Below are 26,669 nucleotides of genomic sequence, written 5' to 3'. Positions count from 1 at the left end.
TCAACTGTTATTCGATTACACCATTGCGCGTGAATGAGGGCAAGCCTGGCAACCCCTCCCAACGCATCCATACATAAACCGCTTTGCCGACGATATTAGCCTCTGGCACCACACCCCAGAAACGGCTATCGCTACTGTTGTCGCGATTATCGCCCATCATAAAGTACGAACCAGCAGGAACCACCGTCTCATAATTACTCTGTGGCGTTACTAGGGAAACCTTCTGCATCAGATGTTCTTTCGGCTGTAAGTTCTCCTGCATGATCAGCATATAAGGGAACCCAGAATCGTCTATCCTCAGCTGCTGCTGCCGCATCTGCACACCATTAATAGAAAGCACATTGTCTTTTAGTTGGATGTGATCGCCAGGCAAGCCGATAACACGCTTAATGAAATAGCGTTTGTCATTGGGCGGATAAAACACCATCACATCGCCGCGCTGCGGCTCGCCGATCGGAAGAATTTTGGTGCCAATAACCGGTAAACGCACGCCATAGGCAAACTTATTCACGAGAATAAAGTCGTGCACCAATAAAGTCGGCACCATGGAAGCAGAAGGAATTTTAAACGGCTCAAACAGAAAAGAACGCAGCACCAAAACCACCAACAGCACGGGGAAAAAAGATTTTGCGTACTCTGCTACGACAAAATCTTTCTCCGCCCAATCCACCAGCTGCTGCTTATCCTCTGCACCTTTTACCTGTGAGAGAACGCGCTGCACATCCACTGCGCCCATCAAGCAAACGCGCCGCTGATTAAAAAACACTTTATCGGCCGCCACGACAACGCCTGCCGCCAACACCAACAACACTAAAATCAACGAGAAGTCACCAATGTCACCCATGCCTGATCGACTTACCGCCAAAAACAAAACTGCAGCCACGCCCAACCATGCCAGCACAACAATAAGCGATAACCCCTGAAACCATGCTGGCATAGCACTTTGTATAGCCGCCCCGAGACTGCCATGACTTTTAGCCACGGCCTGCACACGAATAGGCCGACCGGCGTTTTCCTGAATCAGCCAAATAACAACACTAACAGTTAGTGCGCCAAGTAATACTTCAACAAACATCGTCAATCTGCCTTTAACACAGCAAGAAATGCTTCTTGTGGAATTTCAACATGACCAATTTGCTTCATCCGCTTCTTGCCGGCCTTTTGTTTCTCCAGCAATTTTTTCTTACGCGATGCATCGCCACCATAACACTTCGCCAAAACATTTTTGCGCATGGCTTTAACCGTTGTACGCGCGATGATCTGTCCACCCAAAGCCGCTTGTATTGCCACATCGTACATTTGGCGTGGAATTAGCTCCTGCATCTTTTCACACAGCACACGACCGCGCGTCGCGGCATTATCTCTGTGTACAATGATAGCCAGTGCATCCACTTTATCGCCGTTGATCAATACATCCAATTTCGCCAGTTTTGCGGAATCAAATCGTAAGAACGAATAATCCAACGAAGCAAAACCTCGGCTCACAGACTTCAAACGATCAAAAAAATCCATCACCACTTCGCTCATCGGCAGCTCATAACGCAGAGACACTTGGTTGCCGATAAATAACATGTCTTTTTGTACGCCGCGCTTCTCTACACACAGGCCAATCACATTGCCCAAATAGGTCTGTGGCACCAAAATACTGGCCTCTACGATGGGCTCGCGCATTTCTTGAATTTTCCCTGCGTCTGGCAATTTCGAGGGGTTGTCCACCAACATCACCTCGCCGCCGTTCAGCACCACTTAATACACCACCGTAGGTGCAGTAGTAATTAGGTCAAGATCGTACTCACGCTCCAAACGCTCCTGCACAATTTCCATGTGCAACATACCGAGAAAACCGCAGCGAAAACCAAAACCGAGCGCATCCGAAGTTTCGGGCTCATAAAACAAAGCGGCATCATTGAGCGTCAGCTTCGCCAAAGCCTCACGAAAATCTTCGTAATCATCTGCGTTGACAGGGAATACGCCGGCATAAACTTGCGGCTTCACTTTTTGAAAGCCTGGCAGCGAAGATGTATCAGGAAAAGCTGCGTTGATTAATGTATCGCCAACGGGTGCGCCGTGAATATCTTTGATACCAGCAACCACAAAGCCAACTTCACCTGCTTTCAATTCATCCGTTTCTTTGCGTTTGGGCGTAAAAATACCCACCGCATCGACCAGATGCGCTTTGCCAATACTCTTAGCCAAAATTTTATCTTTTTTACGCAAGGTGCCGTGCTTAACGCGCACCAACGACACCACGCCGAGATAATTATCAAACCAAGAATCGATGATCAGCGCTTGCAACGGCGCTTCAAGATCACCTTCTGGCGGCGGTATCTTTATCACCAGTTGTTCGAGCACATCTTCAATGCCCAAGCCCGATTTCGCGCTGCAGCGACAGGCGTCACTGGCATCAATACCAATAATTTCTTCCACTTCCTTTTGCACACGCTCGGGCTCTGCTTGCGGCAAATCCATTTTATTTAATATCGGCACGACTTCTAAGCCCTGCTCAATCGCGGTGTAACAGTTGGCCACCGATTGCGCTTCCACGCCTTGCGCAGCATCTACCACCAACAGCGCGCCTTCGCAGGCAGCCAGTGAACGCGACACTTCGTAGCTGAAGTCCACATGCCCTGGCGTATCAATAAAATTGAGCTGGTAGGTTTTGCCATCGCGCGCTTGATAGCCGAGCGTCACGCTCTGCGCTTTGATGGTAATGCCGCGCTCGCGTTCGATATCCATGGAATCCAATACTTGCGCTTCCATTTCGCGCGCAGACAAACCGCCGCACACTTGGATAAAGCGATCCGCCAGCGTCGACTTGCCGTGATCAATGTGTGCAATGATGGAAAAGTTGCGGATATGACTCAGGTCGGACACGGGGATTTCCGGCGCAGAAAAAAGTGCTGCATTCTACCTGATTCAATCCATACTCGCGCCCGGTCACCTACCTATGGCATCACGATAGAACGAAAGATCGGCTGCCCCGCGCGAAAAAAACGAATAGGCTGGATACTGCCCGCCGCCAAGCTACTGATAATCTGCTGCAGCGCCGCTGGATTCTCTACATTGGCAAAACCCAACTGCACAATTACATCGCCCGGCTGCAGCCCCGCCTTTTCTGCCGCGCTCCCTCTACGAATGGCTCGCACAAGCACGCCACCAGTCGTTGTATTCAACTGCGCTGCCTGCTGTGCATCCAATGGGCTGACCTGTATGCCGAGCGCACCTTGAATGTCGTCGCGTCGCGCTTTGTGAACAGCACGACGACTGGTATCGGCATGCCGATCTGACAACTCTCCCACATCAACACGCATGGTTTGCTGCTGGCCGTGCCTCACCAGCACCAGCTCGGCTTTGCTATGGGGAGTCACTTGTCCCACCAAGTGTGATAAATCCTCCGCAAATAGAACAGGCTTGCCCTCAAAAGCCATGATGATATCTCCCTCAGTAACCCCTGCCTTATCTGCTGGGCCACCTGCAACCACCTGTGCCACCAAAGCCCCCTCAGGCTTACTTAAGCCAAATGAAGCTGCCAATGAGCGATCCACTTCTTGAATAGAAACCACCAACCAACCGCGCGTGACATAACCTTTGTCTTTCAGCTGTGCGACCACATTGCGTACTACGCTGGCAGGGATGGCAAATGACAGCCCCATAGAACCACCGGTACGCGAGAATATTTGTGAGTTGATGCCTACGACATCACCCACCAAATTGAACAACGGACCACCTGAATTGCCAGGGTTAATCGCAACATCCGTTTGAATAAACGGCACATAATTTTCGTTTTCACCGTTTGGCAAACTGCGTCCGATAGCACTCACGATGCCTTGCGATACAGAGTAATCCAATCCAAACGGTGAGCCTATCGCCAATACCCACTCTCCCACTTTGAGCTTGTCACTGGCATCCAACTTCAACACCGGCAAATCACTTGCATTCACTTTTAGCAATGCAATATCTGAACGCGAATCGCTACCGACCACTTCTGCATCAAATTCGCGCCGATCATTCATGCGCACAACAATTTTGTCTGCATCCTTGATAACGTGATAGTTCGTCAAGATGTAGCCATCTGATTCAATGATAAACCCAGACCCTAAACCCAGCACTTCTGCACGATTTTTACCCGCTGTCATTTCTCGCTGTGACAGGTGATACCCCGACAGGGTTTCGATTTGAATTTTAACGACTGCCGGTGAGCTTTTTTCTACCAAGGCCGTGAAATCTGGCAACTCTGCCGAAAAAGCTGCTGCGGAAAACAAATATGCCACTATGAAAAAAAAGAGTGATGCGATGAATTTGCATTGATGTGCAATAAAAAACTTTTCACTGGACATGCAGCTCCCCCATTGCAATATCTGTCCACACTTCTACATTAATAATCTGCAGACTACTTTCTGGGAAAACTCTGCTCCGCAGTGTTAATTAAAGGCACTTTGCTTCTGTCTGTTTTTAGCGCTGCATTTTCAAATCCTTGTGGATTATTCATTCGCATACCCTGTGCACCACCAGACTGTGCAAAAATATTTTCCACGCCCAGCGTCCCTACCAAAGTTTTTTGCGCAGGTACGGAAATGCTGTGCTTAATGCGCTGCCCAGTTGGAGTCATGCCTGCCACTTGCTGCACTGCTTCAGGACTAGTCTGCTGCCACTGCGCACCTATCACCACCACCATCGCCACAGAAGCCGCCACGGCGACCCTCGCTACCACCTTTCGGCTAGCATGCAATGCCGAAAGACCACGCACTGCATCATTGCCGCGAGCACTCTCTCCTTCTGCATCAATAGCGCGGCGCACAGAGTCTGCGAAAGTGAGCGAATCACTTAACGCAAGTGGCTGCTTGTGTAGCGCAGCCGACGCGAGCTGATACCGCGCCCAATGCTTGCGCAACGCCTCATCACCTGAACACTCTGTCAACAGTCGGTGCAGCTCCAACTCATGGCCAGCACCGTCCATGACGGCAGACAGAGACTCAAACTTATCAAAAGGAGACTGGGAGTTGGATGGCATGCAGCACCTCGAAATCTGGCTGGCAGATTCATGTGTCATTATTGGTATTCGCTGCCGTTGTGACTGAGAGGGTAGTAATTAGTTCCACGCAAAAGCGTGGTAATGCTAAGAACGCTATGTTTCCAGCAGAGGACGGATAGCCTCATCAATGGCCTCACGCGCACGAAAAATGCGCGAGCGCACCGTACCAATGGGGCAGGCCATCACCGCGGCAATCTCTTCGTAGGCTAGACCGTCGAACTCACGCAGTTCCAACGCTCGGCGCAACTCCTCTGGCAAGTTTGCCAACACTTCCTGCACCACACGATGCACATCTTGTGTCGCTAGCAAATTTTCAGGGTTTTCCTCAACGCGCAGAGCATCACTGAACGCATAGTCTTCCACTTCATCGATATCAACATCGGATGCAGGGCGGCGCTTACGCGCATCCAGCGCATTTTTTGCGGTGTTTACAGCAATACGATAAAGCCAAGTGTAGAAAGCACTATCACCACGAAAACTACCGATGGCACGATACGCTTTAACAAACGACTCCTGCGCCACATCCTCCGCTTCGGCGTGATCTTTTACATAGCGACGCACCAAGGCCAACACTTTGTGTTGATACTTGAGTACGAGCAAATCAAAGCTGCGCTTGTCGCCTTTTTGCACTCTAGCGACGAGTTGCTCGTCCGAATCGCGAACGGCAGGCTCTACCATGCGCTATTTGACCACCCGTAATGTTGGGCGCGCAGGTGTTGTTTTGTTGGCATCACCACCACCGCCACCTGAAGGATCAGGCTCTGGAATATCTTCAGGCGGAAACATCATCCCTTGTCCATTCTCTCGCGCGTAAATACCGAGCACGGAATAAATCGGCACACAGATATTTCTCGCCACACCACCAAAACGCGCATTAAAAGAAATCTCTTCCAACCCTAACGACAAACCAACAACGGCCGAAGGCGAAACATTCAACACAATCTGACCATCCTTGATGTGCTCCGTTGGCACCACAACGCCGTGCAACAATGCATCAACTACGATGTGTGGCGTGCAGTGATTATCAAGTATCCATTCGTGCAGTGCCCGCAACAGATACGGTTTACTGGATAACATAACCGGCGCTTTTATTTGTGCTCTACGCGATCTGGACGCATTTCTTTTTCTTGCTCAGAAAGACTGTCTCGAAATGCGCGGCGTTTGAACATGCGCTCCATGTAATCATGAAGCGGTTTAGTCTGCTTGTTGTTAGGCAAATCGATACCCAAAGCCGGCAAGCGCCACAAAATAGGCACCAAACAACAATCAACCAGCGTCAATTCATCATTCATGAAATACGGCTTTTCGTTGAAAATAGGTGCAATGGCAGTCAGAGTATCTTTCAGTTCTTTGGCCGCTTTATTCGCTGTTGCTTTATCACCCTGCTCAATAGCGGCAATCAAAGCACCCCAATCTTTATCCATGCGTTTGTGCAGCAGGCGTGTTTGCGCACGCGTAACGGGATACACAGGCAATAGTGGTGGATGCGGGAAGCGCTCATCAAGATATTCCATCATTACCCATGCGTCATACAACGCCAGCTCGCGATCCACCAAAGTAGGCAGACTGTTGTATGGATTGTGTTCAGAAACTTCTTCCGGAATATCTGATGGATGCGTATCGATAATTTCAACGGTAATGTCTTTTTCTGCCAGCACAATCCGCACGCAGTGGCTGAGGTGGCTAGCACCGTCCGAAAACAAAGCCATCGTAGAACGACGAGTAATTACTGACATAAAAAAACACTCCCAGATAAATAAACAGGGCGACTCACGGTCGCCCTTCGATCATGGTTCACTGCGTTACCAGAGGACAAAATCACTGCGTTGCTATTAACAACTCAATGGATATCCTTCCAGTATTCACGGTTTAACAACCAAGCAAAAATGAAAAACAACGACACAAAAAACAAGGCATAAACACCCATGCGCTGACGCTTTAAAGCCGAAGGCTCACCTGCGTAGGCGAGAAAGCTGGTGAGATCACCAACAGCTTGATCAAACTCGGCCAGCTTCATTTTGCCTGCTTTCTCCACTACTAATCGTCCGCATGGATTCAGCGCTTCGCCCGTTTTGGCATCGACCAAAATTTCTTCACGCGTCAAAGGATCACGCTTGATACCGCCGTTTTCTGCGTGCACAGGGCCTGGCGCGCATTTTGGCATGCCTTGCAACTCCAACATTACATGCGGCATACCGACATCTTTGAACACACGATTATTCACACCGTAAGGGCGTTTATCATCTTGGTAGAAATTGCGCAGATAGGTGTACAGCCATTCCACACCGCGCGCGCGCGCTACCAGCGTCAAGTCTGGCGGTGTCGCGCCGAACCATTTCTTTTGCTCTTTGGCCGGTGCTGCAATTTTCATCAAATCGCCAATATTCCCTTCGGAAAAATTGAGATTTTTCTGCGCCAATTCATGTGGAATATCTAAGTCATCTGCCATACGCTCGTAGCGCATGTATTCCATGGAATGACACCCCATGCAATAGTTGACGAAGTATTTTGCGCCGCGCTGCAGAGCTTCTTTATCATGCAAAGCCGGCTCAAATTTATCGCAATCAATTGTGCCACAAGCCTTCTCTCCTTCGCTGGCAACAGCAAAGAAAGGCAGCATCCCGAGCGTTAACAAAATAAGTAGTTTTTTCATCGCATCATTCCTTATTTCATCGTAACGCGGTCTGGCTCAGGTTTTGTCTTCTCAATTGATGTATAGATCGGCATCAATATAAAGAAAGCAAAGTAAACCACCGTCAGATATTGCGACATATCATTGTTTTCCAACCACGAAATTTTGTGGTGGATTAAATTTCCCATGAAATAACCGCCCGCAGGAATGGCTCCCAAGTAGCCCAACACCAAGAAAGAAATCGCTAAAGAATAGAGCGCAATAGCAGTCAAACGCCCCTTGTAACGCCACGATTTCACCTTGCTGCGATCCAGCCAAGGCAATACAAACATAATGGCAATTGCTGCGGCCATAATAACAAAGCCCCAGAATTTCGATGACAAGCCAAACCACTCCAGTGTTGTGGCACGCAACATGGCATAGAACGGGGTGTAGTACCACACAGGCGCGATATGTGCAGGTGTTTTCAGATTATTAGCCTGTTCAAAGTTGGCGTATTCAAGGAAGTAACCACCCATTTCTGGCATAAAGAAAAGGATGAAGCAGAACACAAACAGAAATACCGCAATACCTACCAAGTCGTGCACGGTGTAATACGGGTGGAAAGGAATACCATCCAACGGCTTGCCGTTAGCACCTTTCTTCTTCTTGATCTCAATACCGTCTGGATTGTTTGAGCCCACTTCGTGCAATGCCAACAGGTGTAGCACCACCAGCATTACCAAAATTAAGGGAATTGCCACAACATGCAAAGCAAAGAAACGGTTAAGTGTGATGCCGGAAATCAAGAAATCACCACGCACCCACTGCACGATACTCTCACCCACGACAGGAATAGCACCAAACAGAGAAACAATTACCTGCGCACCCCAGTAAGACATCTGCCCCCAAGGCAACACATAACCCATGAAGCCTTCCGCCATCAGGCAGAGGTAAATCAACATGCCAAACAACCACACCAACTCACGCGGTTTTTTATACGATCCGTACAATAGACCGCGGAACATGTGCAAATAAACGACGGCGAAAAATGCAGAGGCACCGGTGGAGTGCATATAGCGAATTATCCAACCGTAATCGACATCGCGCATAATGTATTCCACAGAAGCGAAAGCACCTTCTGCGGTCGGCGTGTAAGACATCGTCAACCAAATGCCCGTCAACAACTGATTGACCAAAACCAGCAACGACAGCACACCAAAAAAATACCAGAAATTAAAGTTCTTCGGCGCGTAGTACTGACCCATGTGGGTATTCCACGCACGCATAATGGGCAGACGCGCATCCACCCAATCTCGCAAACCTATCAGCCAAGATGTCATGCTGCCCCCTTCTGATCTTCACCAATCACAATCACGCTATCGCTATCAAAACGATAAGCTGGGACGGATAGATTTGTCGGCGCTGGAACATTCTGTAGAACGCGTCCAGCTAAATCGAATTTAGAACCATGACAAGGGCAAAAAAATCCGCCCACCCAATCTTTACCCAAATCTTCTGGGGCAACTTCCGGGCGAAACTTCGGCGCACAACCCAAGTGTGTGCAGAGCCCCACCACTACAAAAATATTGTCCTTGATGGAACGGTGCTCGTTTTTGCAATAAGCAGGCTGCTCAGACTTCAAAGATTCTGGATCTTTCAGCTGACTAACTAGCTTCGCTAAATCAGACACCATGGTTGATGTTCGGCGCACGACATAGACCGGCTTACCCTGCCACTCAAATGCGGCCATCTGCCCATCTTCTAATTTGCTGATATTTGCCTTTACTGGTGCGCCAGCCGATTTGGCCTTAGCACTGGGATTCCAAGATCCGACAAAAGGGGTAACGACAAAGCCAGCTCCAGCAACGCCGACACCTGTGGTGGCAACGGTAAGGAAGCGGCGTCGCGCGTGGTTTACACCGTCATTACTCATGACGCTTTTCTCCCATCACTACTAGACGCGTCTCTGCAAAGCACAGAGCTCTCACAATTCAAAATGACCTTAAAAAGTCGGGCGACATTATGCCAGACTGACCGTTCAAGGCAAGAAAACATCACTAGCTGAATAACCGCGAAATACTTTGCCCGGATACAAAAACGCCCGAACCGCTGACGAGATTCGGGCGCAATAACAACGCAAAAAATATTAACGCTTGGAGTACTGTGGACGCTTACGCGCTTTGCGTAGACCCACTTTCTTACGCTCCACTTCACGCGAATCACGAGTAACATACCCTGCTTCACGCAATGCGCCGCGCAAGCTCTCGTCGTATTCCATCAACGCGCGCGTAATGCCGTGGCGGATCGCGCCCGCCTGACCAAAGCTACCACCGCCAGTGACGGTGATTTTTAGATCTAACTTCTGATCCAAACCAGTCAACACCAGAGGCTGACGCACGATCATGCGCGCCACTTCGCGACCAAAGTAATTTTCCAAAGTGCGGTCGTTGATAACGATATTGCCGCTGCCCGCTTTAATAAAAACACGCGCTGTTGCGGTCTTACGACGACCTGTTCCGTAGTTTTGCTTTACTGCCTGCTGCACAGCCATAACCGCCTCTTACAGTGAAAGTGCTTGTGGCTGTTGCGCACCATGTGGGTGCTCAGTGCCAGCATAAACTTTGAGTTTTTTGAACATTGCGCGACCCAGCGGCCCGCGCGGCAACATACCCTTCACAGCCAACTCAATAGCACGCTCTGGCGCACGATCGATCAGCTTTTCAAAAGTAATTTCTTTCAAGCCACCCGGGAAGTTACTGTGGCTGTAGTAAACCTTGTCTTTGCTCTTGGCGCCGGTCACACGCACTTTTTCTGCGTTGACCACAACAATGTAGTCGCCCGTATCGCAATGTGGAGTGAACTCAGGCTTGTGCTTGCCACGCAAGCGGCGCGCCAGCTCTGCCGCCAAGCGACCGAGTACCAAATTGTTGGCATCTACTACATACCAGTCGTGTTGTGCTGTCTGCGCATTGGCGCTGATCGTCTTCATTTCTCTACCGCTCTTGGTCAGGGGCTGGAATTGGGTGGCGAATTGTAGTGAGCAGCTTCCCTGTTTTCAAGCACTAAATCAGTATTTTCTGCCACCCAATACCAACACTGGGTGTTGAATGCTTGCTGCTCAAAATCTCCTCCGCGTCGCGCTCGCCCCTCTTTATCTAACTTCAACAAATGCGCCCACAAGGATATTTCGGCCAACCAATGCAGACTGGCATCTACATTGTCATACACCGCCGGCGTGATCTCGCCTATCGTGCCCTTCCCCAGTGCACGCAATACGGCAATTACCTTCTGCTCACGCTGCAAACGGTGTGCAATCAACCCGTCAATCACTGCCCAAGGCTCGTGCATCACATCACCGTGCCCAGGCAACAAACTATGCACCGGATACTGCTTCAGCAATGCCAAAGAGTGCAGATAGTCCGCCATATCGCCACCGGGCGGCACGATAACCACAGTTGACCCCTCCATGATGTGATCGCCAGTGAACAGAGCGCCCTCTTCTTGCAGCAGATAACAGAAATGGTTGGCAACATGGCCAGGGGTGGCGATCGCCTCTAAGGTGAACCCTTCACCCAGCACGCGATCGCCGTGGCGAATATTGCGCTGCACCGTGAAACTGACATCTTGATGAGGATCTTGCTCCAACACCGCGCCAACCAATTCAGCACCCGTCTGCTGCGCCAGGTAAGCAGCTGCAGGAGAGTGATCGGGATGCGTGTGGGTGACGACGATCCAGCGCACTTTAGCCGCACCCACTGCCGCCAAAATCGCCTCGATATGCACGGGATCGGCAGGGCCCGGATCCAAAATCGCCAGTTCATCCGTGCCGATCAGATAGCAATTGGTACCGGCACCCGTCATGGCACTCGGGTTATTGGCCGTCAACCGCCGCACCAGCGGCGACAACTGCACCAGTTCGCCAGACCTGAGCTCGGCCATGTGTTAAACCAGCGGCAGCTCCACCACGGAGCTAACGTCCTCATCGTAATTTACCTCGGCAAAACCGAAGCCAAACAGCTTGAGGAACTCATCTTTGTAGCCTTGGAAATCTGTCAATTGATACAGGTTTTCAGTGGTCACCACTGGCCATAATGCTGCAACGGCATCCTGTACTTCCGGGCGCAATTCTTTGTCATCCACACGCAGACGCCCTTCGGCATCTAACTGGCGCGCAGAGCTAAACAATTCATCGTGAAACAAACGATAAATCTGTTCGATACAACCTTCATGGCCGCCTTTTTCTTTCATCACCTTGTAGAGCAGAGACAAATACAGCGGCATGATGGGAATCGCCGCACTCGCCTGCGTCACCAGCGCTTTGAGTACCGACACATACGATTTGCCGTGAACGACAGACAGCTTTTCATCAATCACCGTGCGCGTGCGATCCAAATCTTTTTTCGCCGCACCAATCGTGCCATTCCAATAAATATCCCAAGTCAATTTTTCACCCAGATAGGTGTAAGCCGTGGTCTGCGCGCCTTCCGCCAACACATCCGCAGCAAGCAGCGCTTCTATCCACATCTGCCAATCTTCGCCGCCCATTACCGCCACGGTGTTGGCAATTTCTTCTTCGCTGGCTGCGGGCAGGGTCACCTCTTCCACAATTTGCTTGTCGGTATTAACACCGCGCTGCGTCACAGACTGACCAATCGGCTTCAACACCGAGCCATGCACCACACCTGTTTTGGGGTGCTGACGACGCGGCGATGCCAAGCTGTAAATCACCAAATCGACCTTGCCCATATCGGCTTTGATGGTGTCGATAGTTTTTTGTTTGATTTCATCGGAAAACGCATCGCCATTGATGTGTTTGGCGTACAAACCCGCTTGCGTTGCAGCTTGATGAAAAGCTGCGGCGTTATACCAACCAGCTGTGCCGGTGCGCTTTTCATCCGGTTCTTTTTCAAAAAACACACCCAGCGTTTTTGCACCGCAAGCAAACGCGGCTGTAATGCGCGATGCCAAGCCATAACCGGTTGACGCACCGATCACCAAAACATTTTTGGGGCCAGTGGCAATGCTGCCTTGCTGACGCACATAGTCAATTTGTTGACGCACATTGGCAGCACAACCCTTCGGATGCGCATTGGTGCAGATAAAACCACGGACTTTAGGATGAATGATCATGCGCGTTTTCCTGTTGAGCCAGAGCGAAAGGTCGGCATTATACCGGCAAAAAAACTGCACCTACTGCTAGAATGACGACCTTGCTGTATCGCTTGCACCGGAGTTTGCCATGACTGCTATTCGCCAAGAAGATTTGATTGCCAGCGTCGCCGATGCTCTGCAGTTCATCTCCTACTACCACCCAGTCGATTTTGTGCAGGCGATGCACAAAGCCTATGAGCGCGAACAAAACCCTGCTGCCAAAGATGCTATCGCGCAAATTCTGATCAACTCGCGCATGTGCGCGACAGGACATCGCCCGATCTGCCAAGACACCGGCATCGTCACGGTATTTGTCAAAATTGGCATGAGCGTCCGCTGGGATGACGCCACCATGAGCGTAGACGACATGATCAACGAGGGCGTGCGCCGCGCCTATTTGCAACCGGACAACATCCTGCGCGCCTCTATCCTTGCCGACCCCGCCGGCAAGCGGCAAAACACCAAAGACAACACTCCCGCCGTCATTCACTACCAGTTTGTACCCGGCAACACCGTCGAAGTAGATATCGCAGCCAAAGGCGGTGGCTCGGAAAACAAATCCAAAATGGCAATGTTGAATCCCTCCGACTCCATCGTGGATTGGGTGCTGAAAACAGTGCCGACCATGGGCGCCGGCTGGTGCCCGCCGGGCATGCTGGGTATCGGCATCGGCGGCACCGCAGAAAAAGCGGCTGTACTGGCCAAAGAAGTGTTGATGGAAGACATCGACATTTACGACTTGATGGCGCGCGGCCCACAAAACCGCATCGAAGAATTGCGTTTGGAACTGTTTGAAAAAGTGAACCAACTGGGCATTGGCGCGCAGGGTCTAGGCGGCTTGACGACCGTGTTGGATGTAAAAATCAAAGACTACCCCACGCACGCCGCCTCTCTGCCGGTATGCATGATTCCCAACTGCGCCGCCACGCGCCACACCCATTTTGTGCTCGACGGCTCTGGCCCTGCACTGCAAACGCCACCCTCCATCGACGCGTGGCCAGAAATTTCTTGGAATACCGACAGCTCGCGCCGCGTCAACTTGGACGCACTCACCAAGGCCGACATCGCCGATTGGAAATCCGGTGAAACGCTGCTGCTCTCCGGCAAGATGCTCACCGGCCGCGATGCTGCGCACAAGAAAATGGTGGATATGATCGCCAAAGGTGAGGAGCTGCCAGTCGATCTCACCAACCGCTTCATCTACTATGTTGGTCCCGTGGATCCCGTGCGCGACGAAGTTGTAGGTCCCGCCGGCCCCACCACTGCCACGCGCATGGACAAATTCACACGCACCATGCTGGAAAAAACTGGCTTGATTGGCATGATCGGCAAATCCGAGCGCGGCCCCATCGCCATCGAAGCCATCAAAGACAACCAAGCCGTGTATTTAATGGCTGTCGGCGGTGCCGCTTATCTCGTTTCCAAAGCCATTACCGCCGCCAAAGTGTTGGCGTTTCCAGAACTGGGCATGGAGGCGATTTACGAATTTGAAGTGAAAGACATGCCAGTCACGGTAGCGGTGGATATGAACGGTGTTTCGATACACACCACCGGCCCGCAAATATGGGAACAAAAAATCCGCACGGAACACTTGCAAGTAGTCTGACGCTGCATGCTGTTTAACTCCTACCCATTTATTTGGTTATTCCTGCCAGTGGCACTGGCAGGTCTTTTCTTGGCGGCGCGCTTTCGCCACGAAGCCGCCGCCGCATGGCTAGCGCTGTGCTCGCTGTTTTTTTACGGCTACTGGGATGTGCACTATGTGCCGCTGCTATTGCTGTCGATCACAGTGAATTACCGAATCGGCAAACAAATCAGCAACCATGTCGAAAAACAATCCGCACAGCGCGCCAAGCTGTGGCTGATCATCGGCTTAGTGTTTGATCTCGGCTTGCTGGCGCACTACAAATACACCAACTTTTTTCTCGACAACTGGGTGACGCTCACCGGCTCTGCCATCGACCTCCCCAACATTATTTTGCCGCTGGGCATTTCTTTTTTTACTTTCACACAAATTGCTTATTTAGCAGATTGCCACAAAGGCATTGTGAAAGAGCGCAACCCTGTGCACTATTTACTGTTTATCACTTATTTTCCGCACTTAATCGCCGGCCCCATCCTGCACCACAAACAGATGATGCCGCAGTTCGCGCACGCAAAAACCTATCGCATCAGCCAAGAAAATATCGCTATTGGCCTCACCATTTTTGCCATCGGCATGTTCAAAAAAATGGCGATTGCCGATCCACTTTCCACATTTGTGGGGCCAGTCTTTGCCGTAAGCAAACACCCAGGGCTGTTATCAACCGAAGAAGCATGGTTAGGCGCTCTGGCTTACTGTCTGCAACTGTATTTTGATTTTTCCGGCTATTCCGATATGGCGATTGGCCTGTCGCGTTTATTTGGCATCAAGATGCCACTCAACTTTAATTCGCCATACAAATCCACCAGCATTATCGATTTCTGGCGGCGCTGGCATATGACGCTGTCACAATTTTTGCGCGACTATTTATACATTGCTCTCGGCGGCAACCGCAAAGGTAAAACGCGTCGCCACATCAACTTGCTGTTGACCATGTTGCTCGGCGGACTGTGGCATGGCGCCGGCTGGACCTTCATTATTTGGGGCGGATTGCACGGCATTTACCTCACCGCCAATCATGTATTCCGTGAATTTTTTCCACCCTCCAACGATAAAACAGTTGCCGCACGCGCGCGCGCAATCACGGGATGGCTACTCACCACACTCGGCGTTATTTTTGCTTTCGTGGTTTTTCGCGCCACCTCGGTGAACGATGCGATGATAGTTTTACAAGCCATGATCGGTGCACAGTCTGCAATCGAAGGCGATGCCGTCATCAAGATTCTTGAACACGCCGATGAAGGCTGGGATTATGTGCTACTCGCCGGTCTGATAGCTTTATTTGCGCCTAACACGCAGGAAATAATGTCGCGTTTTCAACCGGCTTCCGATGCTGTTGACAGCCAGACGCGTTGGCAATGGCAGCCCAGTATCCTGCTGGCCTTACTCACTGCTGTGGTACTGAGTTACAGCATTGTGAATATCGGCCAAGTCAGTGAATTTCTCTACTTCCAGTTTTGATCATGAAAACCTATAACCGCATCGTGATTATCGCCACCTGCCTCATGGTAGGTTTTTGTGCGGGTTTAATTATCTGGGCGCAACCACTAAATGGGGATCTCACACGCATTGGGGCGCACCCTGAACGCTGGTACGGCTGGAATGCGCCGCAACAAAAAATTCCCGATCTAGCCAATACACCGCGTACAACCGCCAAAAAACACCTGCTTGTACTCGGCGATTCTTTTTCTGAAATTGGCTATTGGCAAGCGTATCTCGACGACCGCTACAGCTTCACACTGGTGCCCACTCGCAACACCAGCTTCCACAAAATTATCGAAAAAATTCGCCATGAAAAACCCGATGGCGTGGTGATAGAAAGTGTTGAACGCTTCACCTACGCCATGTTCGGCAGCGAGTCGGAATTCATGGGCAACACAACCAAGCGCTGCGACCCTCTCGGCAGTGCTACCGCACCAATAACCTCTACAGCTTCCGCAAGCCTTGTGTCATACCCTCAGTACGCGAGAAAAACCTTTCCCACGAACGCCAAGGATATTTCGCAAGGTTTTTATCTGTTGAAACAACAATCTTTTTTCGCCATCAAGCCTAAAAAACGACAGGCCAAAATTTTGCAGCTCTCCACGCCGTTGCTGCAGAGCAGCCAACGCAGCGAGCAACTGCTCGTCATCAAGAGTGATTTATTGTTCTTGCCTGCATTTGATGATGCCGCCATTTCCACCATGCAGTGTTCCATGCGCACACTGGCACACACACTGACTGACTTGCAGCTGCCTTTCGTTTTTTTGATCGTGCCAGATAAAACAACGGCCTATCAGCCTTATCTCACACAAACGGATCTGCGCAGTAAACCGCCAGTGATCACCCGTTTGTTATCCGCACTGGGTATTCCTCACACTATTGATATGCTGCCCGCTGTGCGCGACGCATTGGCACACAATGCCGTAGATTTTTATTTACCGAACGACACCCATTGGGGCTACAAAGGCTTTCAGCTAGCGGCGCAACGCATTGACGCCACACTGCAGTCACAGTGGCCAAAGGACAAGGAACAGCAGTAATGCTTTTTAACTCCTATCCATTTATTTGGTTATTCCTGCCGGTAGCACTGGCAGGTTTTTTCTTGGCGGCGCGCTTTCGTCACGAAGCCGCCGCTGCATGGTTAGCACTCTGCTCGCTGTTTTTTTACGGCTACTGGGATGTGCACTATGTGCCGCTGCTATTGCTGTCGATCACGGTGAATTACCAGATCGGCAAACAAATCAGCAATCACATTGAAAAACAAGCCGCGCAGCGTGCAAAAATGTGGCTGATAATCGGCTTGGTATTCGATCTCGGTTTGCTCGCACACTACAAATACACCAACTTTTTTCTCGACAACTGGGTGACGCTCACCGGCTCCACCATCGACTTCCCCAACATTATTTTGCCGTTAGGTATTTCTTTTTTTACTTTCACACAAATTGCTTATTTGGCGGATTGCCACAAAGGTATCGTGAAAGAACGCAATCCCGTGCACTACCTGTTGTTCATCACCTATTTTCCGCACTTAATCGCCGGCCCCATCCTGCACCACAAACAGATGATGCCGCAATTTGCCCACGCAAAAACCTATCGCATCAGCCAAGAAAACATTGCCATCGGCCTCACTATTTTTGCCATCGGCATGTTCAAGAAAGTCATCATCGCCGACTCTTTTCCTGAATATGCCAACCCTGTATTTGCCGTGAGCAAACACACCGGCGCACTCTCGTTTCAGGATGCTTGGCTAGGCTGCTTGGCTTATACCTTACAGCTGTATTTTGATTTTTCCGCTTACTCGGACATGGCTATCGGCCTGTCGCGTTTATTTGGCATCAAGATGCCGCTCAACTTTAATTCACCGTACAAATCCACCAGCATCATTGATTTTTGGAATCGCTGGCACATCACCCTGTCACAGTTTTTACGCCAGTATTTGTATTTTGCACTCGGCGGCAATCGCAAAGGCAAAGCTCGGCGCTACATCAACATGATGCTCACGATGCTGCTCGGTGGCTTGTGGCACGGCGCAGGTTGGACTTTCGTCATCTGGGGCGGACTGCACGGCCTCTTTCTGGTAATCAACCATTTATTCCGCGAGATTTTTCCGCTGGCGCGCACAGAAGGCAAACGCATACCCATGGCTGTGCGCGCAACGCTCGGTTGGTTTTTTACCATGCTTGCAGTTGTCGTAACCATGGTAATTTTTCGCGCCGCTTCCATACACGATGCCATCGTGATTCTGCAAGCGATGGTGGGTATTGCCGCTAGTAGCCAGCAGCCCCTGACAGATATTGTGAGTCACGCGGACGACGGCTGGACTCTTGTGCTGTGGGTTTCGTTATTTGCTTTATTTGCACCCAACACGCAAGAAATTATGAATAAGTTTCAACCCACTTCCGACACCATTGATAGTCACACGCGCTGGCAGTGGCGCCCAAGCCCAATATTGGCCGTTATTGGCGGGCTTGCGCTCGCTGTGAGCATTGTCAATATTGGTCAAGTCAGCGAATTTCTCTACTTCCAGTTCTGACGATGAAAACTTACAACACTATTTTTCTTGCGCTCGTTTTATTCATCGTCTGCATGAGTGCTGCCATCATGTTGTGGTCACAGCCCATCAGCGGCGACCTGACAAGAATCAGCGCCTATCCAGAGCGCTGGTTTGGTTGGAATGAGCCACAGCAAGACATTCCATCGGTGATCAATACACCGCGCCAAGCCGGCAAAAAACACATTCTGGTTATCGGCGATTCTTTTTCCGAAGCTGGGCGCTGGCAATCTCTTTTGAGCGATAAATACACATTTTCTTTTATCCACAGTGGAAAAATCACACTGGCGGATGTGCTCGCTCGCCAAGGCGATAAAAAACCGGATGCCTTAGTGATTGAAACCGGCGAGCGAGCGCTGCCCGATATGTACGGTCAAGCCAGCACCTTTCTCAAACCTGTAACACAGTGTCAGCTGCCAGTAGAAACAAAAGAGAACACTGTTTCCATTGAGGCACTGCAAGAACAAATCGCCAAACTACCAACATTTCCACTCATCGAACGAAAAGTATTGCCCAACAATGGCAATAACATTTCTGAAGGCTTCCATATTTTCAAACTCTATACGAGTGCATTGATCAAACCGAAAAAACGCAAAGCCCGTGTATTGGCACTGACCTCCAATCAATTGTTTAGCAATACAAAGAGCGATCACATTCTGCTGTTAAGCAAAGATTTTTTACTCTACGACACCATAGACGCCAATAACCTAAAAACCGTGCACTGCACCATGCAAGCAGTCAACCAAGCCTTATCCAACGCAAAACTTCCGCATATTATTTTGACGCTGCCCGACAAAGCCTCTGCCTATCAGCCGTATTTGGCGGATCTCGAAATCAAACAGCGACCAGCATTAATCGACCAGCTTCGCATTGATGCGCTCATCGGATACGGCGTCAACATGCTGCAACCGATACGCACTATGATTGCCGCCGGCAACAAAGATGTTTACCTGCCTAACGACACCCACTGGGGTTATAAAGGCTTCCAACTGGCAGCAGCTCTCATCGATGAAAAACTATCGACACAGCTCTCAGAAAAAACTTCCACTGCGGTGACACAACCATGATTCCATGCGGCGTTTATCGTCATTACAAAGGCAAAGACTATCTGGTTACTGGTATTGCACATCATTCAGAAACACGCGAAGCCTTGGTGGTATATCGCTGTCTGTATGACGACTACAGTTTGTGGGTAAGACCGCTGGCGATGTTTTGTGAATCAATCACCGTTGATGGCATCACCCAACCGCGTTTTGCGTTCTTACACGAGGCCTGAGTGACCAGCGCGGAGCATATTTTCAGCGTTACCGAGATTAATCGGCGCGCGCGCCAACTGCTCGAAACGCACTTAGCCACTGTGTGGGTTAGCGGCGAAATTTCCAATCTTTCCACACCTTCATCCGGCCACTGGTACTTCACTCTCAAAGACGAAAAAGCGCAAATTCGCTGCGCGATGTTTCGCGGCCATAACGCTCTGCTGCGTTTCAAGCCTGAGCACGGCATGCAAGTGATTGCGCGCGGACGGGTGAGCTTGTATGAAGGTCGCGGCGACTATCAATTGATTGTAGAAAACTTGCAAGTCGCCGGCGCTGGCAATCTGCAAGTGGCTTTCGAGCAACTCAAAAACAAGTTAGCGGCGGAAGGTTTGTTTGATGAAGATTTCAAACAAGCACTGCCCGACATGCCGCGCCATGTCGGCATCATCACCTCTCCCACCGGCGCAGCCGTGCGCGATATTGTTTCTGTTTTTAAGCGCCGCTTCCCCGCCACAAAACTGAGTATTTTTCCTGTACCCGTGCAAGGTGCAGATGCAGCGCCTGCCATTATCCGCGCGCTACAACTGGCAAACACGCAACCAGATATTGAGGCACTTATCATCGCCAGAGGCGGCGGCTCGCTGGAAGATTTATGGGCGTTCAATGAAGAAAGTGTGGCGCGCGCGGTGTTTGCCAGTGAAATACCTATCGTCAGCGCTGTGGGACATGAAACCGATTTCACCATCTGCGATTTTGTTGCCGATGTGCGCGCACCCACACCTTCTGCCGCTGCTGAAATTTTATCACCCGAACTGAGCGACCTGATCGCATTATTTAATTACTACGCCGATCTGTTTCAAAAACAGTTACAACAAAAAATTGCGCTGCATCGCCAGCAACTGCTGCATTTGAGTAAACGCTTACGCCACCCTGGGCACACACTGCGCGAACAGCAGCAAAAACTCGATCACCTCGAATGGCGACTGCAACAAGCGGCGCTGTCTCGCCTGCGCCAGCCGCAACAAAAACTAGCGCAGCTTGCCGCCTCGCTCAACAATTTAAGCCCGCTCAACACCTTACAGCGCGGCTACGCGATTGCCACTACCGATGCTGGTACCGTGCTAACACACATAGAACAAGCGCACATCGGTATGACATTTGATGTACAACTATTTCGCGGCAAATTGCGCGGGCGCATCGAAACTATTTATCCTGATGTTATTGATCACAATCAATAAATCCGTCTCCTCTCCGGCGTAATGTGAAGCTCCTTTCTTACCGATTTTATAGGAGCCCGCCATGGTCGAACCTAATGGATACTGGCAAGCTGACGATAAATCTGCAGCGACAAGAGTCATCATGGTGATGGTCATCATTGCTGTTGTTATGACTGGCGTGGCTATCGGTATCGGCCTCGTCCTATAGGATTCTGTAATTATCTGAACCGCGCTAATATCGGAAGCATGACTCTCAGTGGAGTGCTTGCACCTTGATCACCGTTAGCAATGTTTCTCTCTCAACAGGCATAGTAATTGCGGTTTTGGCTGCCGTTGTTTGCCTGACATTTCGACGCACACAGCACAAAGAGCTATTTTCCGTCCCTGTGACTCAGGAGCTTAAGGGCTTGGGCATACTCACGATTGTGTTTGCTCATATCAGTTACATGCTAGTGACCGATAATGCTTTCCTCTCTCCACTCTCGTTAGCCGCCGGTGTCGGCGTAGATCTTTTTCTATTTATGTCCGGTTATGGACTCACGGTGGGCATGCTAAAAAAACCGCTGCCTGCAATGAATTTTTATCGCCGCCGACTGATAAAAGTTTTTATTCCTTTCTGGATCGCGCTCGCAATTTTATTTTTTTCTGATCGTGTATTTCTCAATATTCAGCATCCGGCCAGCTATATGCTGCAATCCTTTTTAGGGTGGTTTCCACGGGCCGATGCCTACAAAGATGTAAATTCACCTTTTTGGTACATCAGCTGGATGTTGATGTTCTACGCACTTTTTCCTTGGTTGTTTATGCGCAATCGCCCTTGGCTCACCGCCATATTGCTATCTATCCTTGCCAATGCCTTTGTTTTACTCGACCCGTTAAAACTGCAGGTTAATTGGCTACACCGCCTGCACACCAACGCGTTCTCACTCGGTATTTTGCTAGCGTGGTGGCTAAACGCTCATCCAGAAAAAACCCAAAAACTACAGCAATTCCGCAATCAACCAACAAATGCTTTTCGGATAACTCTCGTCCTTACATCACTATTACTTGCCGCCTACATGGCCAGCCATAACAACATGGAGCAATGGCCAGCTACCGCAGTCGCATTGGAATACTTGGGCTTCAATGCCAAATTTTTTATCGGTCAAGCGACCAGCCTGCTCGCCATGCTGGCACTGATTGTGTGCTTTTCACTGAAACAGTGGGATAACCGATTCCTGCATATTCAGGGAGTTTATTCCTATGAAACCTACCTGCTGCACTGGCCTTTGATGTACCGCTACGACATTTTCTTTCACTACCTGCCCGCTTGGGCCGCCACCATTGCATGGATAGCCGCCTTTATTGGCATAGGTTGGTGCCTACAAAAAATTACTGCGCCCATTGGCGCATGGGTTGATCGCTCGCGCTAGGCATTTACAATCGGGAACCTCTGTCAGCACGATCAGTCTTGTGCTTCTCCCTACCAGCGAACCCGAACCCACCATGTCCAGACGCGAAGACGATATTTTTGACAACGCCACCATCATCCCCGATACCGAGGATCGCCTAACGCGCGCTACCCCTCCGAAGCCAGCCACCCCAGCGCGACGCACTGAGAAAAAAAACACACCTGCCACCAGTCACGGAAAATCTGTGTTGGCATTACTGGCATTTGCCGTAATGCTGATAATCGCCGGCTTCCTGCACTACCGTATCACGCAACAAATCGACGCAAACAACAAACTACAAGCTCGCACAGAAGCACTGGAATCTCAGCTTGGAATTAGCATCAGCGACAGCAAAAAATCTGGCGACACCATGGAAGATAAAATTAAAAAACTGGATGCTCGCCTGAGTGCCGTAAGCGATGACATCGCCAAACTCAACTCCGCTATCAATGACAAAACCAAAAAAACACTGGACGCTCACGACAAATCTCTCGCCAGCCTACAAACCAATATCTCTGACATTAAAAAATTAGTAGCGCAAATTGAAAAGCTAGGAAGCGATGGCAAACAAAGTGCAGAGCGCGCAAACACGGCCGTCACTGAGGTAAATAATGCGCTGTCCGCACTGCAACAACGCGTTGCACAAGGCGACCCCGCTGCGCGCGATGCCGGCCGACAAGCGACCATGGCTTTAGAGCAAAACGATCAACTGCAAAAAAAGCTGGACGCACTCAACAAGCGCACGGCTGATCAAGAAGAAACTTTACGCAGTATCGACAGCTTTCGTCGCAGTGTGAACAGCGACCTCAATAAACTGAAACAAGATCGTGCGCAGAGCAATGCCATCCCGATGCAATAACTTTCCACTTATCGAAATCCGCACAACGGATAAACACCAACCACCAGAGGGCTACATCATGAAAATTCGTCAACTCGTTGCAGCATCAATCGTCATGCTTTTTTCATCTGCCGTTTTGGCTGATGAAGAATGCACAGCCACTTGTGAAACCGAATACCAAGAATGCAAAACCGTTGCTGAATCTCCCACTGCCAAACAAGCCTGTGAAGATGATGTGCAACAGTGCAAAACCGACTGCCAATAACAGCCCCGCTTACGCTGCCCCTCGGTTTACCCATCACGGGGGCAGCTCTATAATTCGCAGCCTCCCCTTCTGCCCAGCACTGGATTCCTATGTTGCGAATTGATCACGAAGCTTTGACATTTGACGATGTGCTGTTGCTACCGGATTACTCGGAAGTGGTCGCCAAGGATGTCTGCATCAAAACCGCGTTGACGCGCTCGATCACCCTCAACATGCCTCTGGTATCTGCCGCTATGGATACCGTCACCGGAGCGCGTGGGGCCATTGCCAGGGCGCAGAAAGGTGGTATAGGCATCATGCATAAAAATATGACTGTAGCGGAACAAGCCGCACAGGTGCTGCAGGTCAAGCGCTTTGAAAGCGGCGTTGTTAAAAACCCCATCACCATTGAGTCCACCGCCAGCGTGCGAGAACTCATCGCACTGACCAAAGAAAAGCGCATCTCTGGTGTACCCGTGATGCAAAACGGCAAGTTAGTCGGCATCGTCACTAGCCGCGATGTGCGCTTTGAACCGCAATTGGAAGCCCCTGTTTCTAGCATCATGACGCCGAAAGAGCGCTTGGTAACTGTCAAAGAAGGCGCATCCGCAGACACCGTGAAGGAATTACTGCACCGCCACCGCATCGAAAAAATTCTGGTCGTCAACGATAACTTTGATCTGCGCGGCATGATCACCGTAAAAGACTTCAACAAATCGGAAACCTTCCCCTACGCCTGCAAAGACGACCAAGGTCGCCTGCGCGTAGGCGCATCTGTCGGCGTAGGCGGCGATACCGATCAACGCGTTGATGCGCTAATTGCGGCAGGTGTAGATGTTTTAGTTGTCGACACTGCGCACGGCCACTCCAAAAATGTGCTGGGTCGCGTACAGTGGATCAAGCAGCACTACCCACAGGTGCAAGTGATCGGTGGCAACATCGCCACTGGCGAGGCGGCACTAGCGCTGGTGAAAGCAGGCGCAGACGGTGTGAAAGTTGGCATCGGCCCTGGCTCCATCTGTACCACGCGCATCGTCACCGGTATCGGCGTGCCACAAATTAGCGCTATCGCCAATGTCGCTGCCGCGCTGAAAGAGACTGACGTTCCTCTTATCGCTGACGGCGGTATTCGTTTTTCAGGCGATGTCGCCAAGGCTGTCGCTGCGGGCGCGCACTCCATCATGATGGGCAGCATGTTTGCTGGCACCGAAGAAGCACCCGGTGAAATTGAGTTGTACCAAGGGCGCTCCTACAAGTCTTATCGCGGCATGGGTTCACTCGGTGCGATGGCCCAGTCACAAGGCTCTTCTGATCGCTATTTCCAAGATGCCAGTCAAGGCGCGGAAAAACTCGTGCCAGAAGGCATTGAGGGACGCGTGCCATATAAGGGCACAGTTTCAGCCATCATCCATCAAATGATGGGCGGCTTGCGCTCTGCCATGGGTTACACCGGCAGCATCAACATCCCAGCCATGCGCACAAAAACGCGTTTTGTGCGCGTGACGAGTGCCGGTATGAATGAATCACATGTGCACGACGTATCCATCACCAAAGAAGCGCCCAACTATCCCGTTCGCTAATCAGATTTTTGCCACATGAAAAACATTCACGCCCATAAAATTCTAATTTTGGATTTTGGCTCGCAATACACACAATTAATTGCGCGACGCATTCGTGAAGCTGGCGTTTACTGCGAAATCTACGCATGGGATTGCCCTCCCGACGCTATCAAAGAATTTACACCGCGCGGCATTATTTTGTCTGGCGGCCCTGAATCGGTTACTGACAATCAAGGCCCGAGAGCTGCGTCGATTATTTTTGAATTAGGTGTTCCTGTACTCGGTATCTGTTACGGCATGCAAACCATGGCCGAGCAATTTGGCGGCAAAGTGGAAAGCTCTTCATTGCGCGAGTTCGGTTACGCGCAAGTTCAAGTACATGGCGATTCTTTGTTACTGCGCAATATTGCTGATATCGAAAATGAACAAGGCCGCTTTCTCGATGTTTGGATGAGTCACGGTGACAAAGTGACAGCAATACCAGACGGATTTCAACTCATGGCATCAACGCCGAGCTGCCCTGTCGCCGGTATATACTCCAACGAAAAGCGTTTTTACGCGCTGCAATTTCACCCAGAAGTCACGCACACCAAACAAGGTCAGCAGATTTTTTCTAGATTTGCTCTGGATATTTGTCAGTGTGAACCCCTATGGAATGCGAGCAACATCGTCAATGACGCAATAGAAACCGTGCGCAAGAAAGTGGGCAGCGACAAAGTGCTGTTAGGGCTTTCTGGCGGCGTAGATTCTTCAGTCGTAGCTGCTTTGTTACACCGCGCCATCGGCGAGCAACTCACCTGCGTTTTCGTGGACAACGGTTTGCTGCGCAAGAGCGAAGGCGATCAAGTGATGGCGATGTTTGCCCAACACATGGGTATCAAAGTTATTCGCGCCAATGCAGAAAAAATCTTTCTCGACAAACTCGCCGGCGTTCAAGACCCAGAACAAAAGCGCAAAATTATCGGCAATACTTTTATCGAGATTTTTGACGCAGAAGCAACCAAACTCGACGGCGTTAAATGGCTGGCGCAAGGCACCATTTACCCCGATGTGATTGAATCCGCCGCCAGCAAACACGGCAAAGCCCATGTTATTAAGTCGCACCACAATGTCGGCGGATTGCCAGAAGACATGGCCTTTTCTCTCATCGAACCTCTGCGAGAATTATTCAAAGACGAAGTGCGCAAAATTGGTTTAGAGCTCGACCTGCCTTACGACATGGTTTACCGCCATCCCTTCCCAGGCCCCGGCCTAGGCGTGCGAATCTTGGGTGAAGTTAAAAAGAGCTACGCAGATATTTTGCGCGAGGCAGATGCCATTTTTATCGAAGAATTACACAAAGCTAATTGGTACCACAAAGTCAGCCAAGCATTTGCTGTATTTTTGCCAGTGAAATCTGTGGGCGTTGTGGGTGATGGGCGACGCTATGAATATGTCGTGGCACTGCGCGCCGTGGAAACCATCGATTTCATGACGGCGCGTTGGGCGCATCTTCCCTACGAATTACTGGAAACTGTTTCGAGTCGCATCATCAACGAAATTAGCGGCATCTCGCGCGTTGTCTACGATGTTTCCTCCAAGCCTCCTGCCACTATTGAGTGGGAATAATCCTCCCTTTGATTTTCCCAATCACATTTTCTTCATCTTTTTTCT

At 50.4% G+C, this 26,669-nt stretch carries 23 protein-coding genes and 2 pseudogenes; 12 read left to right on the top strand and 13 right to left on the bottom strand.

The features are described from left to right. Window positions 1-7: 7 nt before the first annotated feature. From lepB to IPK30_07850, 13 genes and pseudogenes are all read right to left on the bottom strand, one after another. Entirely contained in the window at window positions 8-844 is an 837-nt protein-coding gene (lepB, locus tag IPK30_07910) for a signal peptidase I (protein ID MBK8103192.1), read from the bottom strand. A gap of 233 nt (window positions 845-1,077) precedes the next feature. Further along, a pseudogene (lepA, locus tag IPK30_07905) lies at window positions 1,078-2,865 on the bottom strand (elongation factor 4). Between the two features lie 80 nt (window positions 2,866-2,945). Then, window positions 2,946-4,337 carry a trypsin-like peptidase domain-containing protein gene (locus tag IPK30_07900; GenBank protein ID MBK8103191.1) on the bottom strand — a complete coding sequence of 464 codons (1,392 nt, stop codon included), beginning with the start codon at window positions 4,335-4,337 and terminating at the stop codon, window positions 2,946-2,948. Window positions 4,338-4,390: 53 nt separating this feature from the next. Beyond that, window positions 4,391-5,011: a sigma-E factor negative regulatory protein gene (locus IPK30_07895; GenBank protein MBK8103190.1), complete on the bottom strand. Its 621-nt coding sequence runs from the start codon at window positions 5,009-5,011 to the stop codon at window positions 4,391-4,393. Between the two features lie 114 nt (window positions 5,012-5,125). After that, a complete protein-coding gene (gene rpoE / locus IPK30_07890) occupies window positions 5,126-5,710 on the bottom strand; it encodes an RNA polymerase sigma factor RpoE (GenBank protein ID MBK8103189.1) in 585 nt (194 codons plus the stop codon). 3 nt (window positions 5,711-5,713) lie between these two features. Continuing rightward, the gene (locus IPK30_07885; GenBank protein MBK8103188.1) at window positions 5,714-6,109 is read right to left on the bottom strand and encodes a ClpXP protease specificity-enhancing factor; all 396 of its coding nucleotides are present in this window, start codon (window positions 6,107-6,109) and stop codon (window positions 5,714-5,716) included. A gap of 11 nt (window positions 6,110-6,120) precedes the next feature. Next, the gene (locus tag IPK30_07880; protein MBK8103187.1) at window positions 6,121-6,768 is read right to left on the bottom strand and encodes a glutathione S-transferase N-terminal domain-containing protein; all 648 of its coding nucleotides are present in this window, start codon (window positions 6,766-6,768) and stop codon (window positions 6,121-6,123) included. Between the two features lie 104 nt (window positions 6,769-6,872). Continuing rightward, a pseudogene (locus IPK30_07875) lies at window positions 6,873-8,986 on the bottom strand (ubiquinol-cytochrome c reductase). Next, window positions 8,983-9,579, bottom strand: coding sequence for a ubiquinol-cytochrome c reductase iron-sulfur subunit (gene petA / locus IPK30_07870; GenBank protein MBK8103186.1), 597 nt, complete (start codon window positions 9,577-9,579; stop codon window positions 8,983-8,985). The pseudogene IPK30_07875 and the gene petA overlap by 4 nt, the downstream one beginning before the upstream one ends. Before the next feature lie 213 nt (window positions 9,580-9,792). Further along, a complete protein-coding gene (gene rpsI, locus IPK30_07865; GenBank protein ID MBK8103185.1) occupies window positions 9,793-10,197 on the bottom strand; it encodes a 30S ribosomal protein S9 in 405 nt (134 codons plus the stop codon). Window positions 10,198-10,206: 9 nt separating this feature from the next. Beyond that, on the bottom strand, window positions 10,207-10,635 hold the full coding sequence (gene rplM, locus IPK30_07860; GenBank protein ID MBK8103184.1) for a 50S ribosomal protein L13: 429 nt from the start codon (window positions 10,633-10,635) through the stop codon (window positions 10,207-10,209). 17 nt (window positions 10,636-10,652) lie between these two features. Next, the gene (locus tag IPK30_07855; protein MBK8103183.1) at window positions 10,653-11,585 is read right to left on the bottom strand and encodes an MBL fold metallo-hydrolase; all 933 of its coding nucleotides are present in this window, start codon (window positions 11,583-11,585) and stop codon (window positions 10,653-10,655) included. A 3-nt stretch (window positions 11,586-11,588) separates the two neighbouring features. Continuing rightward, window positions 11,589-12,776 (bottom strand): trans-2-enoyl-CoA reductase family protein, encoded by a 1,188-nt coding sequence (locus IPK30_07850; GenBank protein ID MBK8103182.1) that lies wholly within the window; start codon window positions 12,774-12,776, stop codon window positions 11,589-11,591. Between the two features lie 109 nt (window positions 12,777-12,885). On the opposite strand from IPK30_07850, the gene IPK30_07845 reads away from it, so the two are divergent. The 12 genes from IPK30_07845 (at window position 12,886) to guaA (ending at window position 26,624) form a co-directional block, all read left to right on the top strand. After that, entirely contained in the window at window positions 12,886-14,403 is a 1,518-nt protein-coding gene (locus tag IPK30_07845) for a fumarate hydratase (protein ID MBK8103181.1), read from the top strand. 6 nt (window positions 14,404-14,409) lie between these two features. After that, window positions 14,410-15,900, top strand: coding sequence for an MBOAT family protein (locus IPK30_07840; GenBank protein ID MBK8103180.1), 1,491 nt, complete (start codon window positions 14,410-14,412; stop codon window positions 15,898-15,900). A gap of 2 nt (window positions 15,901-15,902) precedes the next feature. Continuing rightward, window positions 15,903-16,961, top strand: a complete 1,059-nt coding sequence (locus tag IPK30_07835) for a hypothetical protein (protein ID MBK8103179.1) — start codon at window positions 15,903-15,905, stop codon at window positions 16,959-16,961. Beyond that, the gene (locus tag IPK30_07830) at window positions 16,961-18,454 is read left to right on the top strand and encodes an MBOAT family protein (protein ID MBK8103178.1); all 1,494 of its coding nucleotides are present in this window, start codon (window positions 16,961-16,963) and stop codon (window positions 18,452-18,454) included. The genes IPK30_07835 and IPK30_07830 overlap by 1 nt, the downstream gene beginning before the upstream one ends. Window positions 18,455-18,456: 2 nt before the next feature. Continuing rightward, window positions 18,457-19,539, top strand: a complete 1,083-nt coding sequence (locus tag IPK30_07825) for a hypothetical protein (GenBank protein MBK8103177.1) — start codon at window positions 18,457-18,459, stop codon at window positions 19,537-19,539. Then, window positions 19,536-19,748 (top strand): DUF1653 domain-containing protein, encoded by a 213-nt coding sequence (locus IPK30_07820; GenBank protein MBK8103176.1) that lies wholly within the window; start codon window positions 19,536-19,538, stop codon window positions 19,746-19,748. The genes IPK30_07825 and IPK30_07820 overlap by 4 nt, the downstream gene beginning before the upstream one ends. Then, on the top strand, window positions 19,749-20,966 hold the full coding sequence (locus IPK30_07815; GenBank protein MBK8103175.1) for an exodeoxyribonuclease VII large subunit: 1,218 nt from the start codon (window positions 19,749-19,751) through the stop codon (window positions 20,964-20,966). A gap of 251 nt (window positions 20,967-21,217) precedes the next feature. Next, window positions 21,218-22,357, top strand: a complete 1,140-nt coding sequence (locus tag IPK30_07810; protein ID MBK8103174.1) for an acyltransferase — start codon at window positions 21,218-21,220, stop codon at window positions 22,355-22,357. Window positions 22,358-22,430: 73 nt separating this feature from the next. After that, window positions 22,431-23,234, top strand: a complete 804-nt coding sequence (locus IPK30_07805; protein ID MBK8103173.1) for a hypothetical protein — start codon at window positions 22,431-22,433, stop codon at window positions 23,232-23,234. Continuing rightward, window positions 23,215-23,478 carry a hypothetical protein gene (locus tag IPK30_07800; protein ID MBK8103172.1) on the top strand — a complete coding sequence of 88 codons (264 nt, stop codon included), beginning with the start codon at window positions 23,215-23,217 and terminating at the stop codon, window positions 23,476-23,478. The genes IPK30_07805 and IPK30_07800 overlap by 20 nt, the downstream gene beginning before the upstream one ends. A gap of 89 nt (window positions 23,479-23,567) precedes the next feature. Continuing rightward, entirely contained in the window at window positions 23,568-25,037 is a 1,470-nt protein-coding gene (guaB, locus tag IPK30_07795; protein ID MBK8103171.1) for an IMP dehydrogenase, read from the top strand. Between the two features lie 15 nt (window positions 25,038-25,052). After that, window positions 25,053-26,624 (top strand): glutamine-hydrolyzing GMP synthase, encoded by a 1,572-nt coding sequence (gene guaA, locus IPK30_07790; GenBank protein MBK8103170.1) that lies wholly within the window; start codon window positions 25,053-25,055, stop codon window positions 26,622-26,624. Window positions 26,625-26,669: the final 45 nt, after the last annotated feature.

The organism is Cellvibrionales bacterium, from assembly GCA_016713115.1.
Lineage (GTDB): Bacteria > Pseudomonadota > Gammaproteobacteria > Pseudomonadales > UBA7239 > UBA7239.
Note: the sequence above shows the minus strand (reverse complement) of the source record. Positions and strands in the feature narration are given on the sequence as shown.

Excerpts from the sequence above, each read along its gene's own strand:
- IPK30_07825 (MBK8103177.1), top strand. The coding sequence starts at position 18,457 with ATGAAAACTTACAACACTATTTTTCTTGCGCTCGTTTTATTCATCGTC.
- IPK30_07835 (MBK8103179.1), top strand. The coding sequence starts at position 15,903 with ATGAAAACCTATAACCGCATCGTGATTATCGCCACCTGCCTCATGGTA.
- IPK30_07885 (MBK8103188.1), bottom strand. The coding sequence starts at position 6,109 with ATGTTATCCAGTAAACCGTATCTGTTGCGGGCACTGCACGAATGGATA.
- IPK30_07845 (MBK8103181.1), top strand. The coding sequence starts at position 12,886 with ATGACTGCTATTCGCCAAGAAGATTTGATTGCCAGCGTCGCCGATGCT.
- IPK30_07805 (MBK8103173.1), top strand. The coding sequence starts at position 22,431 with ATGTCCAGACGCGAAGACGATATTTTTGACAACGCCACCATCATCCCC.
- petA (MBK8103186.1), bottom strand. The coding sequence starts at position 9,579 with ATGAGTAATGACGGTGTAAACCACGCGCGACGCCGCTTCCTTACCGTT.
- IPK30_07900 (MBK8103191.1), bottom strand. The coding sequence starts at position 4,337 with ATGTCCAGTGAAAAGTTTTTTATTGCACATCAATGCAAATTCATCGCA.
- rpsI (MBK8103185.1), bottom strand. The coding sequence starts at position 10,197 with ATGGCTGTGCAGCAGGCAGTAAAGCAAAACTACGGAACAGGTCGTCGT.
- IPK30_07880 (MBK8103187.1), bottom strand. The coding sequence starts at position 6,768 with ATGTCAGTAATTACTCGTCGTTCTACGATGGCTTTGTTTTCGGACGGT.
- IPK30_07855 (MBK8103183.1), bottom strand. The coding sequence starts at position 11,585 with ATGGCCGAGCTCAGGTCTGGCGAACTGGTGCAGTTGTCGCCGCTGGTG.
- lepB (MBK8103192.1), bottom strand. The coding sequence starts at position 844 with ATGGGTGACATTGGTGACTTCTCGTTGATTTTAGTGTTGTTGGTGTTG.
- rplM (MBK8103184.1), bottom strand. The coding sequence starts at position 10,635 with ATGAAGACGATCAGCGCCAATGCGCAGACAGCACAACACGACTGGTAT.
- IPK30_07895 (MBK8103190.1), bottom strand. The coding sequence starts at position 5,011 with ATGCCATCCAACTCCCAGTCTCCTTTTGATAAGTTTGAGTCTCTGTCT.
- IPK30_07820 (MBK8103176.1), top strand. The coding sequence starts at position 19,536 with ATGATTCCATGCGGCGTTTATCGTCATTACAAAGGCAAAGACTATCTG.
- IPK30_07830 (MBK8103178.1), top strand. The coding sequence starts at position 16,961 with ATGCTTTTTAACTCCTATCCATTTATTTGGTTATTCCTGCCGGTAGCA.
- rpoE (MBK8103189.1), bottom strand. The coding sequence starts at position 5,710 with ATGGTAGAGCCTGCCGTTCGCGATTCGGACGAGCAACTCGTCGCTAGA.
- IPK30_07800 (MBK8103172.1), top strand. The coding sequence starts at position 23,215 with ATGCCATCCCGATGCAATAACTTTCCACTTATCGAAATCCGCACAACG.
- IPK30_07840 (MBK8103180.1), top strand. The coding sequence starts at position 14,410 with ATGCTGTTTAACTCCTACCCATTTATTTGGTTATTCCTGCCAGTGGCA.
- guaA (MBK8103170.1), top strand. The coding sequence starts at position 25,053 with ATGAAAAACATTCACGCCCATAAAATTCTAATTTTGGATTTTGGCTCG.
- guaB (MBK8103171.1), top strand. The coding sequence starts at position 23,568 with ATGTTGCGAATTGATCACGAAGCTTTGACATTTGACGATGTGCTGTTG.
- IPK30_07850 (MBK8103182.1), bottom strand. The coding sequence starts at position 12,776 with ATGATCATTCATCCTAAAGTCCGTGGTTTTATCTGCACCAATGCGCAT.